The organism is Pararhodobacter zhoushanensis (assembly GCF_003990445.1).
GTDB classification, from domain to species: Bacteria; Pseudomonadota; Alphaproteobacteria; order Rhodobacterales; family Rhodobacteraceae; genus Pararhodobacter; species Pararhodobacter zhoushanensis.
Window position 1 is genome coordinate 64794 of record NZ_REEZ01000017.1, and the last position, 17372, is coordinate 82165.

Consider the following 17372-nt stretch of genomic DNA (forward strand, 5'->3'; position numbering starts at 1 on the left):
CGCTCCTGCTTTCATCGGGCGACGATAGACCGGTGCCCCGTCCGCGCCAACAGCCTGCATCAGTCCCAGGCGCGGCCTTCGGCGATCAGGTTCAGCAGGTATTTGCCGTATTCGTTCTTGGCCAGCGGCCGGGCGATGATCTGAAGGTCTTCGGCGCTGATCCAGCCCTGCTGGAAGGCGATTTCCTCGGGACAGCCGGTCTGCAAGCCCTGCCGGGCCTGCAGCGTGCGCACGAAATTTCCCGCGTCCAGCAGGCTGCCATGCGTGCCGGTGTCGAGCCAGGCGTAGCCCCGGCCCATGCGCTGCACATCCAGCGCGCCCTCGTCGAGATAGGTTTGCAGCAGGTCCACGATCTCGACCTCGCCGCGCGGTGAGGGTTTGATCGCGCGGGCCCGCTCTGACGCGGTGTCGTCAAGGAAATACAGGCCGGTGACGGCATAGTTCGACGGCGGGACGGTGGGCTTTTCAACGATCTGCGTGACGCGCCCGGTGTCATCCATCCCGACGACGCCATAGCGTTCAGGATCCGAGACGCGGTAGCCAAACACCGTGCCGCCGTTTGGGCGCGCGTTGGCTTCGGCCAGCAATTCCGGCAGGCCGTGGCCGAAAAAGATGTTGTCGCCCAGCACCATGACCGACGGGGCGCCATCAAGGAACTCTTCGGCCAGAATGAAGGCCTGCGCCAGACCGTCGGGCGAGGGCTGCACGATATAGGTGAAGCTGAGGCCCCAGCGTGACCCATCCCCTAGCGCGCGCTGGAACTGCTCTTGATCATGCGGTGTGGTGATCACCGCGATCTCGCGGATCCCGGCCAGCATCAGGACCGACAGCGGGTAATAGATCATCGGCTTGTCGTAGATCGGCATCAGCTGTTTCGAGACACCGATGGTGATCGGAAACAGGCGGGTGCCCGATCCTCCGGCCAGAATGATGCCCTTGCGTTGACGGGGCGTTGCGGCGGTCATGGGATCAATCTCCTGACATCGGCACGGGTCTGGGCCTTCCAGTCGGGCTGGGGCAGGCCAAAGTCGCGCAAAAGCGTGGTGCCGTCGAGCCGCGAGTTCAGCGGGCGCGGCGCCGGGGTTGGGTAGTCGGCGGTGGGAATGCCGGTCACGGTCACGCTGCGGTCTGCGGCGGCGAAGATTTCGCGGGCGAAATCGGCCCAGCTGACGAAGGGCGCGCCGGCGATGTGCCATGTCCCGCCAGGATGGCCGTTGAACAGGGCTTCGGCCATGGTGATCAGCGTGCGCGCAATGGCCTCGGCTGGTGTGGGGCCACCGATCTGGTCATCGACAATGCTGAGCGCGTCGCGGGTTTCGGACAGGCGCAGCATGGTCTTGAGGAAATTCGCGCCATGGGTCGAGAACACCCACGAGGTGCGCAGGATCGCAGCGCGGCCTCCGGCGGCGCGGATCGCCTGTTCGCCGGCCAGTTTGGTGCGGCCATAGGCGTTGAGCGGGCGGGTGGGGGCGTCTGTCTGCCAGGGCGCATCGCCTGAGCCGTCAAAGACATAGTCGGTCGAGACGTGAAGAAAGGGAATGCCGCGCGACGCGCAGGCCGCCGCCATCGCGCCGGGGGCAAGCGCGTTGACGGTCAGCGCGTCGGTCTCTTCACTCTCGGCCTTGTCCACGGCGGTCCAGGCGGCGGCGTTGATCACCACATCCGGGGCGTGGCTATGGATCGCCGCGGCGCAGGCGGCAGGGTCCAGCAGATCGGCCTGCGCCCGGTTCAGGCAGACCGCGTCCTTGGGCAGCAACGGGGCGAGGGCCCGCGCGACCTGACCGGTTTCGCCGAAAACAAGGATGCGCATCGTATGACCTTTCTTGCTGTTCTGAGCGTCGCGCGCGAAAGCGGCAGCGCTGAGGCCGGGGCGGGGCGACAGGGCGGCGTTACGCTGTGCCGAGCCGTTTGCCGACCCCTTGCCGCGCCTGCAGCGGCCGCCACCACGCATCGTTGTCGAGATACCAGCGCACCGTCCGGCGCAGCCCTTCTTCGAGCGTGACGGACGGACGCCAGCCTAGCTCGTCGCGGATGCGCGAGGGGTCGATGGCATAGCGCAGGTCATGGCCCGGCCTGTCGGTGACAAAGGTGATCTGCTCGGCATAGGGCTGCGCGGCGGGGCGCATCTCGTCGAGCAGGGCGCAGATCAGGCGTACGATGTCGATGTTGCGCGCCTCGTTCTCGCCACCGATGTTATAGCTGCGCCCGGTCTTGCCCTGTTGCAGAACCAGCAGCAGCGCTTCGGCGTGATCCTCGACATAAAGCCAGTCCCGCACGTTCTCTCCGGCGCCATAGACCGGGATCGGCAGCCCGGCGATGGCGTTCAGGATCACCACGGGGATCAGCTTTTCGGGGAAGTGAAACGGGCCATAGTTGTTCGAGCAATTGGTCAGCACGACCGGCAGGCCATAGGTCTCACCCCAGGCGCGGACCAGATGATCGCTGGCGGCCTTGGATGCGGAATAGGGGCTGCGTGGGTCGTAGGGGGTGGTTTCCGTGAACATCCCTGTCGGCCCCAGCGAGCCGAACACCTCATCCGTAGAGATGTGGTGGAAACGGAAATTGTCTGACTTTCTACTTTCCTGCCAATAGGCCCGAGCCGCTTGCAGCAGCGCGTAGGTGCCCGTCACATTGGTGTCGATAAACGCGCCGGGGCCGTCGATGGATCGGTCCACGTGGCTCTCGGCTGCAAGGTGCATCACGGCATCAGGGCGATGGCGCTGGAAAATATCCGTGAGCGCTTCGGCGTCGCAAATGTTTGCATTTTCAAATGAATACGCCGGGTTCTGATCGACGCTGGCGACGTTCTCCAGGCAGGCCGCATATGTCAGACAATCGACATTGACCACCCCGTGGCCCTGTTCAATTGCCCGCCGAACAACAGCAGAGCCGATAAAGCCCGCACCCCCGGTTACAAGCAGTTTCATGCGGGCTCCCAGGTGAAGGGTGAGGTCCAGTCAGCGAGGGTGGGGGCGGCGCTGTCTTTGTCAGACAATTGAATATCTGACATTTTAAAGCCCCAATCCACGCCGACAGAGGCAAAATGCACGGCGCCGTCACACTCGGGTGCGTAATGGTCGGTGCATTTGTAGATGATCTCGGTGTCGGGTTCGCGCGTGACAAAACCGTGCAGAAAGCCTGCAGGGATCCACAGCTGGCGCCCATTCTCGGCGCTTAACTCTTCGCTCACCGATTGCCCGTAAGTCGGCGAGCCGCGGCGGACGTCCACCGCTACGTCCAGCAGCCGCCCACGACCGCAGCGTACCAGCTTGCCCTGCGCATGCGGCGGGGATTGATAGTGCAGGCCGCGCAACGTGCCGACGCGGGCGCTCAGCGAATGATTGTCCTGCACGAACTCTGGCAGATCCAGCCCTGCGGCGCGCAGCGTCTTGCGGTTCCAGCTTTCGCTGAACCAGCCGCGGGCATCGCCAAAGCGGCGTGGGGTCAGGATGAGGACGCCGGGAAGCGCGGTTTCTTCAATCTGCATCAGGAGGCCTTTGGCTTGGGCGCTTAAGTCTACCGCGAGAGCACGCGTGTGAACAAGGCGCGATGGTGATCGGTGAGCACTAGACGACCCCGGCGCGCAGGCAGTCGTGCAGATGCAGAATGCCCAGCGGCGTGCCAGTCGCATCGGTGACAAAAAGCGCGGTGATCTTGTGCGCGTTCATCACCGCCAGTGCCTCGGCTGCCAGCGTCTCGGGGCGCACGGTGATCGGGTTACGGGTGGCCACGGTTTGCGCTGTGCGTCCCATCAGCCCGTCCATGTTGCGGCGCAGGTCACCGTCAGTGATCACGCCGGTCAGCGCGCCGGCGGCATCGACCACCCCGGCAACGCCAAACCCGCGTGACGTCATGGTCAGGATCACTTCGGTCATCGGTTGGGTGGTGTTCACCAGCGGCAGGCTGTCGGCACCGTGCATCAGCTGCGCGGCCTTGGCCAACCGGGCACCCAGTTTGCCACCGGGATGATAGGTGCGGAAATGTTCAGGTTTGAAGGCGCGGGCCTCCATCAGGGCGACGGCGAGCGCATCGCCCAGGGCCAGCGTCAGCGTGGTCGAGGTTGTGGGGGCCATGCCGATCGAGCAGGCCTCGGGCAGATCAGGCAGGGTCAGCTTGCAGGTGGCGGTGCGCATCAGTGAGCTGTCGTCGCGCTTTGAGATGCCGACAATCGGGATGCTGAAGCGGACGCAATGGGCAATGATATCGCCCAGTTCCGAGGTCTCGCCCGAGTTCGAGATCAGGATGCAGGTGTCCTGCGGCGTCACCATGCCCAGATCACCGTGGCTGGCCTCGGCGGGATGGACAAAGAAGGACGGCGTTCCGGTCGAGGCAAGCGTGGCGGCGATCTTGCGGCCGATATGGCCGGATTTGCCCATCCCCGACACGATCACTCGGCCCGTGCGGTCCAGGATCAGTTGCACAGCGGCTGGCAGGTCCGCAGGCAAGTCGGTCGAGAGGGCCATCAGGGCCTCGGCTTCGACCTGAAGGACGCGCCGCGCGACGGCAGCGGTATCAACCGAAACAATCGTGTTCAAAGCCATTTCTCAATCCTTACAGCGAGAACGAAGGCCCGGGTGGGGCCTGCGTTGTCTGGACGCCTTCAGAGTCCCGCCCGGGCTTCCGGGCGATGACGACGGGCGACGGCCTGCTGTTCCTCGCATGTTTGAGCGACGAGGTGTAGAGGCTGCGGTGCGCGCAGGGCGCGATCGGCGGCTGTCAGTCCGGGCTGAACCAGACCGCGCTGTTGAGCATTCGTCGGATCAGATCGCTTTGACTGCGCGTGCCGGTGCGGGCGAAGAGCGACTTCGAGCAGCTGCGGGTGGTCTCGATGGTCCAGCCGAGCCGGGCGGCGCATTCCGCCAGTGACAGCCCGTCACAGAGCAGGGCCGCCAGCCGTGTTTCGCTGGGTTTGAGGTCGAAGGCAGCGCCAAGGGCAGGCTGCGCGAGGTGCCGGGCGCTGGGAGCCAAGCGCAACAACGCGCGCAGGGTCGGCTCGAGCCCCGGGGCGCGGGGCGAAAGGCCGGGGAGCAGCGACAGTTGCAACAGCGGGGCGCGTTCCAGTGTCAGGATCTGCGGGTCGGCGTCTGGGAGCAGCGCCTTGTCGATCCTGCGACGCAGGTCACGGGCAAGCGTGGCGTCGCGAAAGTCCAGCCGGTTGTCGAGCGTCAGGCGCAGCGCGGGCGAGGCGGCGATCAGCGCGCGCGCGCCGTCGTCGCTGGCGCTGATGCGGGCGGTGGCATCGAGCCAGAGCCAACCCGCGCCAAGATCCTGCGCGGCGCGGGCGCTTTGGTGGGCGCGGGCGCGTTCGCCCGCCAGTGCCAGCCATGTCTCTACCGCCTGAGCAAGGTGGGGCGCGAGATTGCTGAGTTTCACGCCGTCGATCGCGTCAAACTCGGGCCGGGTAGTGGTGATGACCAGCCACACCTGCACGTCCCCGCGCGGCGAGACGCGCAGGGCGCGCAGGGGCGTGGTTGCCCCTGCGATCTCTCCCTGCCCATAGACCCGGTCCGTGCGCAGCCCCTCAAGTGGCGGCACCGTGGCGGTGGGGTCGGTGCTGTAGGTGAGCGTGTCACTGCCGGCCGCGATCCGCAGATGGGCGGCATGCGCACGGGTCAGGGCGATGAGCGCATCAAGAAACGCGCCCCAGGGGGGCGCGGTCTCGGCGGGTTGCGCTGCACAAGAATAGAGCAGGCGCAGGGTTTCGACGTCTAGGCTGCGTCCCAGCATGCGGGGGTTTTCGCTTTTGTGAAGGCAAGCCTCCCATATGGGGGGTTCCGCCTTGTAGTGCCGCTGTTAGGTGGGGGTCAACAACGATGCGTCAAACGACAAGGATCCGGCAATGCCCGCGAAGACTCTGACCCACCTGCAGCGGCTGGAAGCCGAAAGCATCCACATCATGCGCGAAGTCGTCGCCCAGGCGGACAAGCCGGTGATGCTGTATAGCGTCGGCAAGGACAGCGCGGTCATGCTGCATCTGGCGAAGAAGGCTTTCTATCCGTCGCCGCCGCCGTTCCCGCTGCTGCACGTCGATACCACCTGGAAATTTCAGGACATGTACAAGCTGCGCGACAAGGCTGCGGCCGAGGCGGGCATGGAGTTGCTGGTGTACCAGAACCCCGAGGCCAAAGAGCGCGGGATCAATCCGTTCGACCACGGCGCGCTGCACACCGATATGTGGAAGACCGAAGGCTTGAAGCAGGCGCTGGATCTGTACGGGTTCGATGCGGCCTTTGGCGGCGCGCGGCGCGATGAGGAGAAGAGCCGGGCGAAGGAGCGGGTGTTCTCGTTCCGCTCGGCCAACCACCGCTGGGATCCGAAAAGCCAGCGGCCCGAGCTGTGGCGCCTCTACAACGCCCGCAAGGCCAAGGGTGAGAGCATGCGGGTGTTCCCGATCTCGAACTGGACCGAACTGGACATCTGGCAATACATCCACCTGGAGGGCATTGAAATCGTGCCGCTTTATTTCAGCGCGCCGCGTCCGACGGTGGTCCGCGACGGGCTGACGCTGATGGTTGATGACGAACGTTTCCCGCTGCGTGAAGGCGAGGTGCCGGTGATGCGCTCGATCCGGTTCCGTACGCTGGGCTGCTACCCGCTGACCGGCGCGGTCGAGAGCGAGGCCAAGACGCTGCCCGAGGTCATTCAGGAGATGCTGCTGACCACCACCTCGGAACGGCAAGGCCGGGCGATCGACCATGATCAGGCCGCCTCGATGGAGAAGAAGAAGCAGGAAGGCTATTTCTGAGCCGCCGCTTTCTTCTTAGCAATTTCAACACCCTCTGAGGTGACTACATGACCGATCCTATCTACAAGACCGACGCGCTGATCGCGGAAAACATCGACGCTTATCTGGAAACCCACCAGCACAAGACCATGCTGCGCTTCATCACCTGCGGGTCGGTGGATGACGGCAAATCGACGCTGATCGGGCGGCTGCTCTACGATTCAAAGATGATCTTTGAGGACCAGCTGGCAGCACTCGAAGCCGACAGCAAGCGGGTGGGCACGCAAGGCCAAGAGATCGACTTTGCTCTGCTGGTTGACGGGCTGGCCGCCGAGCGCGAGCAGGGCATCACGATTGACGTGGCCTACCGCTTTTTCGCGACCGAAAAGCGCAAATTCATCGTCGCCGACACGCCCGGCCACGAGCAATACACCCGCAACATGGTGACCGGTGCCTCAACAGCCGATCTGGCGGTGATCCTGATCGACGCGCGCAAGGGCGTGCTGACGCAGACCCGGCGTCACAGCTATCTGGTGAACCTGCTGGGCATCCGCCACATCGTTCTGGCGGTGAACAAGATGGATCTGGTGGACTATGATCAGGCTACCTATGACCGGATCGTTGCCGACTACCGGGCCTTTGCCACCAGCATTGGCATCAAGGACTTCACCGCGATTCCGATTTCGGGCTTCAAGGGTGACAACATCACCGCGTCCAGCGAGAATACGCCGTGGTACAGCGGCCCGTCGCTGCTGCCCTATCTTGAGGCGGTCGAGGTCAACATCACCGCCGATCAGGAACAGCCGTTCCGCATGCCCGTGCAGTGGGTGAACCGGCCGAACCTCGATTTCCGGGGTTTCTCGGGGATGATTGCCAGCGGGACGGTCAAACCGGGCGATGCGGTGCGGGTGCTGCCGTCGGGCAAGACATCGACCATCGCGCGCGTTGTGGCTTTCGGCGGTGACAAGGATGAGGCGGTAGCGGGCGAATCCGTCACGCTGACGCTGGCCGACGAGATCGACTGCTCGCGTGGGCAGGTCATTGTGGCGTCTAAGGCTCCGCTGGAAGTGGCCGACCAGTTCGAGGCCAGCGTCGTCTGGATGGACGAGCACGAGATGGTCGCCGGTCGGGCCTATTGGCTGAAGATCGGCGCGCAGATGGTCTCGGCCAAGGTCGCGCAGCCCAAGTATGAGGTGGACGTCAACACGCAGGAGCATCTGGCGGCCAAGACGCTGGATCTGAACTCGATCGGGGTGGCGACGATCACCACCGACCGCGAGATCCCCTTTGCGCCCTATGCTGAAAGCCGCGATCTGGGCGGGTTCATCCTGATTGACAAGATCACCAACCACACGGTCGCTGCCGGGATCATCCACTTCTCGCTGCGCCGGGCGTCGAACATCCATTGGCAGGCGACGGACATCGGCCGTGATCACCACGCGGCGATGAAACACCAGAAACCGGCGGTGGTCTGGCTGACGGGTCTGTCGGGGTCGGGCAAGTCGACTATCGGCAACGCGCTGGAGAAAAAGCTGGCGCGGATGAACCGGCATACCTTCCTGCTGGACGGCGACAATGTGCGGCACGGGCTGAACAAGGATCTGGGCTTTACCGAGGCCGACCGGGTGGAAAACGTCCGCCGTGTCGGGGAAGTGGCGCGTCTGATGACTGATGCGGGGCTGATCGTCGTTACGGCCTTCATCTCGCCCTTCCGGTCCGAGCGCGACATGGTGCGCGGGATGATGGAGCCGGGGGAATTCATCGAGGTCTTCGTCGACACGCCGCTGAGCGTGGCGGAAGAGCGCGACGTGAAGGGGCTGTATGCCAAGGCCCGCTCGGGTCAACTGAAGAACTTCACCGGCATCGATTCGCCCTATGAAGCGCCCGACAATGCTGAAATCCGCATTGATACGACCGCGATGACGGCGGATGAGGCTGCGGACAAGATCATCGAACGCCTGATCCCCTGAGGATTGCACACTGCAAGAACCGCCGCCGGGTTACGCCCCGGCGGCGTTTTGCGTTCGGTGGGGGCTGTGGACATGCCGCAATTCTGCGCAAATGCCCGGGAAGTTGGCGGTAACGGGCCGAGTTTTGCGTTTCCCGGTGGCACAGGGCGCGTGGGGGCCTAAGGTAAAGGCAAATCACCGACAAGGTTGAAACATGGCCATTTACGCGTCCATCCACCATCTGACCCACTACACCTATGACCGTCCGGTCACATTGGGGCCACAGATCATCCGGCTCAGGCCCGCGCCGCATTCGCGCACGCGGGTAATCTCGCATTCGCTCAAGGTCAGCCCGGCGGGGCATTTCGTGAACCACCAGCAAGACCCCTATGGGAACTGGCTGGCGCGGTTCGTGTTCCCCGAGCCGGTGACCGAGTTCAAGATCGAGGTTGATCTGACCGCCGACATGACGGTTTACAACCCGTTCGACTTTTTCGTTGAGGAAAGCGCCGAGCACTGGCCGTTCGAGTATCCCGAAGAACTGCGCGCCGATCTGTCGATCTACCGTCAGCCTGAGCCGGAAGGCCCGCTGCTGGCGCAGCTGATCGGGGGCCTGGATTATTCGCGCCAGCGCACGGTGGACATGCTGGTCGGGCTGAATGCCAAGATCGCCGGGGTGGTCAATTACACCATCCGCATGGAGCCGGGGGTGCAGACGCCTGAGGAGACGCTGGGGATCGGCTCGGGCTCGTGCCGCGACTCGTCGTGGCTGCTGGTGCAGGTGCTGCGGCATCTGGGCTTTGCGGCGCGGTTTGTGTCTGGCTATCTGATCCAGCTGAAAGCGGATGTGAAATCGCTGGACGGTCCTTCGGGCACCGAAAACGACTTTACCGACCTGCATGCCTGGGTAGAGGTGTTCCTGCCCGGCGCGGGCTGGATCGGTCTTGATCCGACCTCGGGCCTGTTCACCGGCGAAAGCCACATCCCGCTGGCCGCGACCCCGCATTACCAGAACGCCGCGCCGATCAGTGGCGGGTATACGGCGGAAGGGACGCTCAAGACCGATTTCGCCTTTGACATGACCGTCACCCGCGTGGCCGAGCATCCGCGTATCACCAAGCCGTTCTCGGATGAAAGCTGGGACCGGCTGAACGCGCTGGGCAAGCAGGTCGATGAAAGCCTGACCAAGGGCGATGTGCGCCTGACCATGGGCGGTGAGCCGACTTTCGTGTCGGTCGATGATTTCGAGAGCGCCGAGTGGAACACCGACGCCGTCGGCCCGCAAAAGCGCGCGCTGGCCGATGATCTGATCCGCCGGCTGCGCGGGCGGTTCGCGCCGGGCGGGTTCCTGCACTACGGGCAGGGCAAATGGTATCCGGGCGAAAGCCTGCCGCGCTGGACCTTCTCGCTGTACTGGCGGCGCGACGGGCAGCCGGTGTGGAAGAACCCCGAGCTGGTGGCGCGCGAAAGCCAGCCCAAGCCGCATGGCTCGGTCGAGGCGGGGCAGTTCATGGAGCGCTTTGCCGAGCAGTTGGGCATCCAGAAGCATTACGCGCAGCCCGCCTATGAAGATCCGGCCGAGTGGATCCTGAAGGAAGCGCAGCTGCCGCCGAACGTGACGCCCGAGAACTCCAAGCTGAAAAACCCCGAGGACCGCGCGCGCTATGCCCGGGTGTTTGACCGGGGCCTGACCGAAGCGTCGGGCTATGTGCTGCCGATCCAGCGCTGGCAGAGCAAGGCCACGGCCTCGCATTGGCGCTCCGAGATGTGGAAACCCCGGCGCGGCAAGCTGTTCCTGGTGCCCGGCGACAGCCCTGTCGGCTTCCGCCTGCCGCTGGGCGCGCTGCCCTATGTGCCGCCCGCGCAGTATCCCTATTCCTATCCCGCCGACACCACGCTGCCCTATGCCGCCTTGCCCGATTTCCACGAGGCGATTCAGGCGCGGCGCAGCAAGGTGCAGGAGGAAATCGACCGGCTGGCCGCCGAAGAGGCCGAGCGCGACGCGCTGGAAGCCGCCGAGCGCAAGGCGATGTTGCCCGGCGTTACCGACCAGCATGACCAGAAGGTGACGCGCAGCGCCGAGGATGACAGCGACAAGCAGGCGGTCAACGAGCAGGGGGTGGACCCGGTGACGGGCGCTGTGCGCACGGCGATTGCGATTGAGCCGCGCGACGGGCGGCTCAACCTGTTCATGCCGCCCTGTGATACGCTTGAGGATTATCTGGAGCTGTTGGCCGCGGCTGAGGTGACTGCGCAGGAGCTGAACCTGCCGATCCATATCGAAGGCTACGCGCCGCCGAATGATCCGCGCCTGAACGTGATCCGTGTCGCGCCCGATCCGGGCGTGATCGAGGTTAACATTCACCCGGCCCACAGCTGGGACGATTGCGTGGCAACGACCGAGGCGATCTATGAGGAAGCGCGCAACTCGCGGCTGGGCGCGGATAAATTCATGATCGACGGGCGCCATACCGGCACCGGCGGCGGCAACCATGTGGTCGTGGGTGGTGCGGTGACGACGGATTCGCCGTTCCTGCGGCGGCCCGATCTGCTCAAATCGCTGATCCTGATCTGGCAGCGGCATCCGTCGCTCAGTTACCTGTTCTCAGGGCTGTTCATCGGGCCGACCTCTCAGGCCCCGCGTATCGACGAGGCACGGCACGATACGCTCTATGAGCTGGAAATCGCGCTGAACCAGATCGGCGATCCGGTGCAGGGCGGCAATCTGCCGCCGCCCTGGCTGATCGACCGGCTGCTGCGCAACATGCTGACCGATGTGACCGGCAACACCCACCGCGCCGAGATCTGCATCGACAAGCTCTATTCCCCCGACGGTCCCACGGGGCGGCTGGGTCTGGTCGAGTTCCGCGGCTTTGAGATGCCGCCGCATCCGCGCATGTCGCTGGCGCAGCAACTCTTGCTGCGGGCGATCATCGCGCGCTGCTGGAACAGCCCGGTGGTGGGCAAGCCGGTGCGCTGGGGCACGGTGCTGCATGACCGCTTCATGCTGCCGCATTACCTGTGGGAAGACCTGCTCAGCCTGCTGGGCGACCTGCGCCAGAACGGGTTCGATTTCGATCCCGTCTGGTTCGAGGCGCAATCCGAGTTCCGCTTCCCGTTCTGCGGTCAATTGGAAGTCGAGGGCGTGCATCTGGAGGTCCGTCAGGCGCTGGAGCCGTGGCATGTGCTGGGCGAAACGGGCGCGATTGGCGGCACGGTGCGCTATACCGACAGCTCGGTCGAGCGGCTGCAGGTCAAGCTGACGACGCTGCATCAGGACCGTTACCGGGTGATGGTGAACCAGCGGCCGGTGCCGCTGGCGCGCACGCAGACCTCGGGCGTGTCGGTCGGCGGGGTGCGCTATAAGGCGTGGCAACCGGCGGAATCGCTGCATCCGGTGTTGCCCGTTAATACGCCCTTGGTGTTTGACATCTACGATGACTGGACCGGGCGGGCGCTGGCGGGCTGCACCTATCATGTGGCGCATCCGGGGGGGCGTAATTATGACACGTTCCCGGTCAATGCTTATGAGGCGGAAGCGCGGCGTCTTGCGCGGTTCGAACCCTTCGGGCACACCGCAGGATCGTATCGCCCGGCGCCCGAGACGCCGCATCCGGAATTCCCACTCACGCTGGACTTGCGCCGTCCAGCGGGTCTGCACTGACACGTCAGGTGCCCTATGCCACCGTCCGCTGTGAAAAAGACGCGCGACATCTTTGCCGATTACGGGCTGACGCCCGGCGTCGCCGATGAGCTGTTTGACGGGGCCGGGCAAATGCGCCCGGTCTGGCAGCGTTTTGTCGAACGGTTTGCCCGGCTGAGCGTGACGGATCTGGCCGCTCGGTTCGAGCGTGGCAATGCGTATCTGCGCGACACCGGGGTCTATTACCGGCAATACACCGGCGACCCGCTGGCCGAGAGGGACTGGCCGCTCGCGCCCATCCCGGTGATCCTGCACGACAGCGAATGGGACGAGATCTGCACTGGGCTGGAGCAGCGGGCCGATCTCCTTGAAGCGGTCGTTGCGGATCTTTACGGCCCCGGTCGGCTGGTGAGCGAGGGGCATCTGCCAGCCTCGCTGATCGCCGGATCGCCGCAATGGCTGCGGCCCATGGTCGGGGTCGAGCCTGCGGGCGGGCATTTCCTGCATCATCTGGCCTTCGAGATCGGGCGCTCGCCGGATGGCTCGTGGCTGGTGCTAGGTGACCGGCTCGAAGCGCCGTCGGGGGCTGGCTTTGCGCTGGAAAACCGCATGGCGACCGGGCGGATCTTCCCTGAGCGGTTCCCGCGCGCCTATATTCACCGGCTGGCCAGTTTCTTCCTCGATTTCCGCGCGACGCTGGACCGGCTGGCGACGGCTGGGGGTAACCCCTTGGCCGGGGCGGCAATTCTGACGCCGGGGCCGTCGAACGATACCTATTACGAGCATACCTATATCGCGCGCTATCTCGGCCTGATGCTGCTGGAAGGCGAGGATCTGCTGGTCGAGAACGGCGAGGCGATGGTGCGCACGATCGAGGGGCCAAAGCCCCTGGGCGTGCTCTGGCGGCGTATTGACGCCAGCTTTGCTGACCCGCTTGAGTTGAACGCCGAAAGCCACATCGGCACGCCTGGGCTGGTCGAGGCCGCGCGGCAGGGCAAGCTGGCGATGGTCAATGCGCTGGGTTCGGGCGTGCTGGAGATGCGCGCGATGATGGCGTTTTTGCCGCGCATTGCGCAGGTGTTGCTGGGGCAGCCGCTGGCGCTGCCCAACATCGCGACATGGTGGTGCGGCGGGGCCAAGGAGCGCGCCTATGTGCGCCAGAACGCGCACAAGATGCTGATCGGTCCGGCCTCGACCATTGACCTGCCGTTTGATGTCACCGCGCGTTCGGCGCTGGGCGGGCAGTTCGCGGGCGGGGTCGAGGGCAAACTGGCCGACTGGATCGAGGCGCAGGGCGCGGCACTGGTCGGGCAAGAAGCGGTAGCGCTGTCCACGACGCCCGCCTGGGTGACCGAGCCGGGCGAGACGCTGGCCGAAGGACGCCTGCAACCGCGCCCGATGACGGTGCGGGTGTTTGCCACGCGCACGCCGCAGGGCTGGCGGTTCATGAAGGGCGGCTATGCGCGGATCGGGCGTTCGGGCGATGCGACGGCGCTGGCGATGCAAAAGGGTGGCTCGGTCGCCGATGTGTGGATCGTCTCGGACCGGCTGGTGCCCAAAGTGTCGCTGCAACCCAGCGCAGGGGCGCCGTTCCGACGGGCCAGCCCCGGCGTGGTGCCGGCGCGGGCGGCGGACAATCTGTTCTGGCTGGGCCGCTATATCGAGCGGACCGAGGATGCGGCGCGGCTGATCCGTGCCTATCACCTGCGGCTGGCGGCCACGGACAACTCGGCGGACCCGCTGCTGCGGCGGCTCAGGGCATTTCTGGGCGGCTACGGTGTCGATATTGCGCAACCCATGCCCGATGCGCTGCTGGACCGGATCAGCGTGGCGCGGTCGTGTGCGGCCAAGGTGCGTGATCGCTTTTCGGTTGATGGCTGGGCCGCAGTGGTCGATCTGGACCGCACGGCCAAGACGACACTGCGTGATATCAAGCCCGGCGATGACGCGGCGCGGGCGATGGGCGTTCTGGTGCGCAAGCTCTCGGGCTTCTCGGGGCTGGTGCAGGACAATATGTACCGCTTTCAGGGCTGGCGGTTCCTGACGCTGGGCCGTGCGCTGGAGCGGGCCGATGCGCTGACCGCGTTGCTGCACGGGCTGACCGATGCCGAGGCGCCTGAGGGGGCGCTGGATCTGGCGGTCGAGGTGGCTGACAGCGTGATCACCCACCGGCGGCGCTATTCGGTGGAAACCTCGCGCGATACGGTCATCGACCTGCTGGCGCTGGATGCGGATAACCCGCGCTCGGTGCTGTTTCAGATGCAGGTGATGCGTGCGCAGGCGTCGGCGCTGCCGAACGCGATGGATAACGGGCGTTTGTCGCCGCTTCTGCGCGGCATCGTGCCGCTGGACTCGCTGCTCAGCGTGGTCAGCCCCGATAAGATCGACGCGGATCAGCTTTTGCACATTCGCGCCGAGCTGGCAGGCATTTCTGACCTGATCACGGCGGCGTATCTGCGTTAAGTATGCGTCATGATCTATGACATCGCCCTGACGATTGACTATGACTATGCGGCTCCGTCGGACCGCTCGCGCACCCTGGTGCGGCTGATGGCACCCAGCCTGCCGGGCGAACAGCAGGTGCTGTCGCAGCGCCTGACGCTTGAGCCCCGGCCCGACGAACAGCGGGAGATGGAAGATTTTTTCGGCAACGCCACGACGACGGCCGTCTGGCACCGCCCGATCGGGGCGTTGGCGCTGACTCTGGCCCTGAAGATCGAGCGACTGGTCCCTGTCGAGGGCGCAGACCTGTCGCCGCTGCTGCGCGATCTGGATGACGCCTTGGCGGGGTGCACAGATCTCGGGCCCGACTCGCCGCATCATTTTCGTGGTCCGTCTGCCCGGGTGCCTGAAGTGGCTGAGATTTCGGCCTTTGCACGCAAGACCGTCGGCAAGGGCATGACAACGCGGCAGGCAATCGAGGCGCTGGGCGGTGCGCTGCATCAAGCGATGGCGTTCGACGCCGAGGCAACCTCGGTCGAGACCGGCCCGGCCGAGGCATTCGCGCAGCGCAGCGGGGTTTGTCAGGACTTTGCACATGTGATGATCGCCGGGCTGCGCGCGCTGGGGATCCCCGCGGGCTATGTCTCGGGCTTTCTGCGCACCTTGCCGCCGCCCGGTGAACCCCGGCTGGAGGGCGCGGATGCGATGCACGCCTGGGTGCGGGCCTGGGCCGGGCCGGTGACCGGCTGGATCGAGTTTGACCCGACCAACGACCAGCCCGCCGGCGTGGATTACATCACCGTTGCGCGCGGGCGGGACTACCGCGATGTGTCGCCGGTTATGGGGGTGATGCGCACCACGGGCGGGCAGGACAGCCGCCATTCGGTCGATGTGGTGCCAGCTGACGAAAGCTGACATCCGGTCTGTTGCATGGGGCCGTGTTGCGTCGGGTCGGGCACTCCACGCTTCCTAGCGGGTCTGACCCTATGGTCCGCCTTCGACAAGGAGGCCGACATGGACGAGACATCCACCAATCTGAGCCTGCCGTATTTGCAGGCCGCGCAGGCGCAAAAGCACCTGACCCACAATGCTGCATTGGAAAAACTGGACGTGATCGTCCAGTTGAGCGTGCAAAGTTTTTCCGAAAACACGCCGCCGCTGACGCCTCAAGAAGGGCAGGTCTGGGCTGTCGGCCCGGCGCCGGTCAACGACTGGGCGGGGCAGGCGGGTGTCCTGGCAGCCTATGCCAATGGCGGCTGGCTGTTTCTGGCACCCCAGACAGGCTGGCGCGCGACCCTAGAGACCGAGATCCGGGTCTGGGACGGCGCGGGCTGGGTTGCGCCCGATCTGCCTGATTTGCAGAATGTGCCGGGTGTGGGCGTCAACACCAGCTATGACAGCACCAACAAGCTGGCCGTGGCGGCAGCAGCGACGCTGATGACCCATGACGGCGCGGGCCACCAGCTGAAGGTCAACAAGGCGGCGAGTGGCGACACGGCATCGCTGGTGTTCCAGACCGGCTTTTCAGGCCGTGCCGAGATGGGAACGCTGGGTGACGACAGTTTCGGCGTCAAGGTCAGCCCGGACGGCACGGCCTGGACAACCGCGCTCAGCGTCGATGCCGCCACCAATGCCACGACGGTGGCCCAGCTGCTTCTGGGCAGCGCTCTGTCCCCGGCTCAAGGCGGCACCGGTGTCGCCAATGATCTGGCCGCAACCCTGACGCGGGTGGGCAATCATGCCGTGACGCTGACCACGACGGCGGCAACGTCGCTGACACTGCCGACTGTGGGCACGCTGGCGACCCGCGACGGGACCGAGACGCTTGGCAACAAGACCCTGAGCGCGCCGGTGATCAACACGGGCGTCACCGGGACGGCGGTGACGCAGAGCGCGGTCGACACAACGGCGGGGCGTTTGCTCAAGACCGGGGATGCCGGGGTGCTGGGCGCGACGGCACCGACCATTTCGGATCTGGACGCCTTTCTCTATGGTGGCCTTGCCACGAACGGGGCGAACAGCGGCGCGACGGGACTGCCCGCTGCCTATAGCGGGATGGCGATCCAGTACATGCCGGCGTCCGTTGGCTCGGGAGCACAGTTTGCCGTTCGGGCCAATGGCGCCGATGCAACCGAGGCCTTCGTGCGCAACAGAGGGTCAAGCGTCTTTGGCGCCTGGGCGCGTTTGCTGCATACCCGCAACATCGCGGGTGCGGTCTCGCAGGTCGGCGGGGTGCCGACGGGGGCGGTGATGGAGTATGGCAGCAATGCCAACGGCAAATATGTCCGCTTGGCCAACGGATTGCAGCTTTGCTGGCATACGCTGAGCCTTGGCGGGCCAACCGCCAACGGCTCGGGCACGCGTGCTGCACCGTTCTACACCAACAGCGCCGACTGGAGTTTGCCTGCAGCTTTTGCGGTGGCGCCCAAATTCATGGGCCTTGCGTGTCAGGGGGCACCGGCGCCGATCGGTGATCGCATTTTCAACATCAGCTACGCGACGCTCACGACAACCGCCGTGACCTACATCCGCGCGCACCGCGCCAGCAGTGGCACCGATGCGACGGCCGTAGCGGCGGATGTCTTTGCCCTTGGTCTGTGGTTCTAAGGAGGAA

Annotated in this window: 12 protein-coding genes; 6 read left to right on the plus strand and 6 right to left on the minus strand. The window is 65.2% G+C overall.

What is annotated here, in order from left to right:
* Positions 1–59: 59 nt before the first annotated feature.
* The 6 genes from rfbA to EAE28_RS22750 form a co-directional block, all read right to left on the minus strand.
* Positions 60–965, minus strand: a complete 906-nt coding sequence (gene rfbA / locus EAE28_RS22725; protein WP_127110618.1) for a glucose-1-phosphate thymidylyltransferase RfbA — start codon at positions 963–965, stop codon at positions 60–62.
* A complete protein-coding gene (gene rfbD, locus EAE28_RS22730) occupies positions 962–1810 on the minus strand; it encodes a dTDP-4-dehydrorhamnose reductase (protein WP_127110620.1) in 849 nt (282 codons plus the stop codon). The genes rfbA and rfbD overlap by 4 nt, the downstream gene beginning before the upstream one ends.
* Before the next feature lie 79 nt (positions 1811–1889).
* The gene (rfbB, locus tag EAE28_RS22735; protein ID WP_127110622.1) at positions 1890–2927 is read right to left on the minus strand and encodes a dTDP-glucose 4,6-dehydratase; all 1038 of its coding nucleotides are present in this window, start codon (positions 2925–2927) and stop codon (positions 1890–1892) included.
* Positions 2924–3487, minus strand: a complete 564-nt coding sequence (gene rfbC / locus EAE28_RS22740) for a dTDP-4-dehydrorhamnose 3,5-epimerase (RefSeq protein ID WP_127110624.1) — start codon at positions 3485–3487, stop codon at positions 2924–2926. The genes rfbB and rfbC overlap by 4 nt, the downstream gene beginning before the upstream one ends.
* Before the next feature lie 79 nt (positions 3488–3566).
* Entirely contained in the window at positions 3567–4541 is a 975-nt protein-coding gene (locus tag EAE28_RS22745; RefSeq protein WP_127110626.1) for a KpsF/GutQ family sugar-phosphate isomerase, read from the minus strand.
* 175 nt (positions 4542–4716) lie between these two features.
* Positions 4717–5727 (minus strand): helix-turn-helix transcriptional regulator, encoded by a 1011-nt coding sequence (locus tag EAE28_RS22750; RefSeq protein ID WP_127110628.1) that lies wholly within the window; start codon positions 5725–5727, stop codon positions 4717–4719.
* A gap of 70 nt (positions 5728–5797) precedes the next feature.
* On the opposite strand from EAE28_RS22750, the gene cysD reads away from it, so the two are divergent.
* From cysD to EAE28_RS22780, 6 genes are all read left to right on the plus strand, one after another.
* Positions 5798–6745 (plus strand): sulfate adenylyltransferase subunit CysD, encoded by a 948-nt coding sequence (gene cysD / locus EAE28_RS22755; protein ID WP_281279620.1) that lies wholly within the window; start codon positions 5798–5800, stop codon positions 6743–6745.
* 47 nt (positions 6746–6792) lie between these two features.
* The gene (gene cysN, locus EAE28_RS22760; protein WP_127110631.1) at positions 6793–8694 is read left to right on the plus strand and encodes a sulfate adenylyltransferase subunit CysN; all 1902 of its coding nucleotides are present in this window, start codon (positions 6793–6795) and stop codon (positions 8692–8694) included.
* A gap of 193 nt (positions 8695–8887) precedes the next feature.
* A complete protein-coding gene (locus EAE28_RS22765; RefSeq protein WP_127110633.1) occupies positions 8888–12337 on the plus strand; it encodes a transglutaminase family protein in 3450 nt (1149 codons plus the stop codon).
* Positions 12338–12352: 15 nt separating this feature from the next.
* A complete protein-coding gene (locus tag EAE28_RS22770) occupies positions 12353–14779 on the plus strand; it encodes a circularly permuted type 2 ATP-grasp protein (RefSeq protein ID WP_127110635.1) in 2427 nt (808 codons plus the stop codon).
* A 9-nt stretch (positions 14780–14788) separates the two neighbouring features.
* Positions 14789–15673: a transglutaminase family protein gene (locus EAE28_RS22775; RefSeq protein ID WP_127110637.1), complete on the plus strand. Its 885-nt coding sequence runs from the start codon at positions 14789–14791 to the stop codon at positions 15671–15673.
* A 99-nt stretch (positions 15674–15772) separates the two neighbouring features.
* Entirely contained in the window at positions 15773–17365 is a 1593-nt protein-coding gene (locus tag EAE28_RS22780; protein ID WP_164736755.1) for a DUF2793 domain-containing protein, read from the plus strand.
* The last annotated feature ends 7 nt before the right edge of the window (positions 17366–17372 follow it).

What these genes read in the sequence shown, in the direction of transcription:
- EAE28_RS22770 (WP_127110635.1), top strand. Translation starts at nt 12,353, where the DNA reads ATGCCACCGTCCGCTGTGAAAAAGACGCGCGACATCTTTGCCGATTAC.
- EAE28_RS22750 (WP_127110628.1), bottom strand. Translation starts at nt 5,727, where the DNA reads ATGCTGGGACGCAGCCTAGACGTCGAAACCCTGCGCCTGCTCTATTCT.
- EAE28_RS22775 (WP_127110637.1), top strand. Translation starts at nt 14,789, where the DNA reads ATGATCTATGACATCGCCCTGACGATTGACTATGACTATGCGGCTCCG.
- rfbB (WP_127110622.1), bottom strand. Translation starts at nt 2,927, where the DNA reads ATGAAACTGCTTGTAACCGGGGGTGCGGGCTTTATCGGCTCTGCTGTT.
- EAE28_RS22765 (WP_127110633.1), top strand. Translation starts at nt 8,888, where the DNA reads ATGGCCATTTACGCGTCCATCCACCATCTGACCCACTACACCTATGAC.
- EAE28_RS22745 (WP_127110626.1), bottom strand. Translation starts at nt 4,541, where the DNA reads ATGGCTTTGAACACGATTGTTTCGGTTGATACCGCTGCCGTCGCGCGG.
- cysN (WP_127110631.1), top strand. Translation starts at nt 6,793, where the DNA reads ATGACCGATCCTATCTACAAGACCGACGCGCTGATCGCGGAAAACATC.
- rfbA (WP_127110618.1), bottom strand. Translation starts at nt 965, where the DNA reads ATGACCGCCGCAACGCCCCGTCAACGCAAGGGCATCATTCTGGCCGGA.
- rfbD (WP_127110620.1), bottom strand. Translation starts at nt 1,810, where the DNA reads ATGCGCATCCTTGTTTTCGGCGAAACCGGTCAGGTCGCGCGGGCCCTC.
- rfbC (WP_127110624.1), bottom strand. Translation starts at nt 3,487, where the DNA reads ATGCAGATTGAAGAAACCGCGCTTCCCGGCGTCCTCATCCTGACCCCA.
- EAE28_RS22780 (WP_164736755.1), top strand. Translation starts at nt 15,773, where the DNA reads ATGGACGAGACATCCACCAATCTGAGCCTGCCGTATTTGCAGGCCGCG.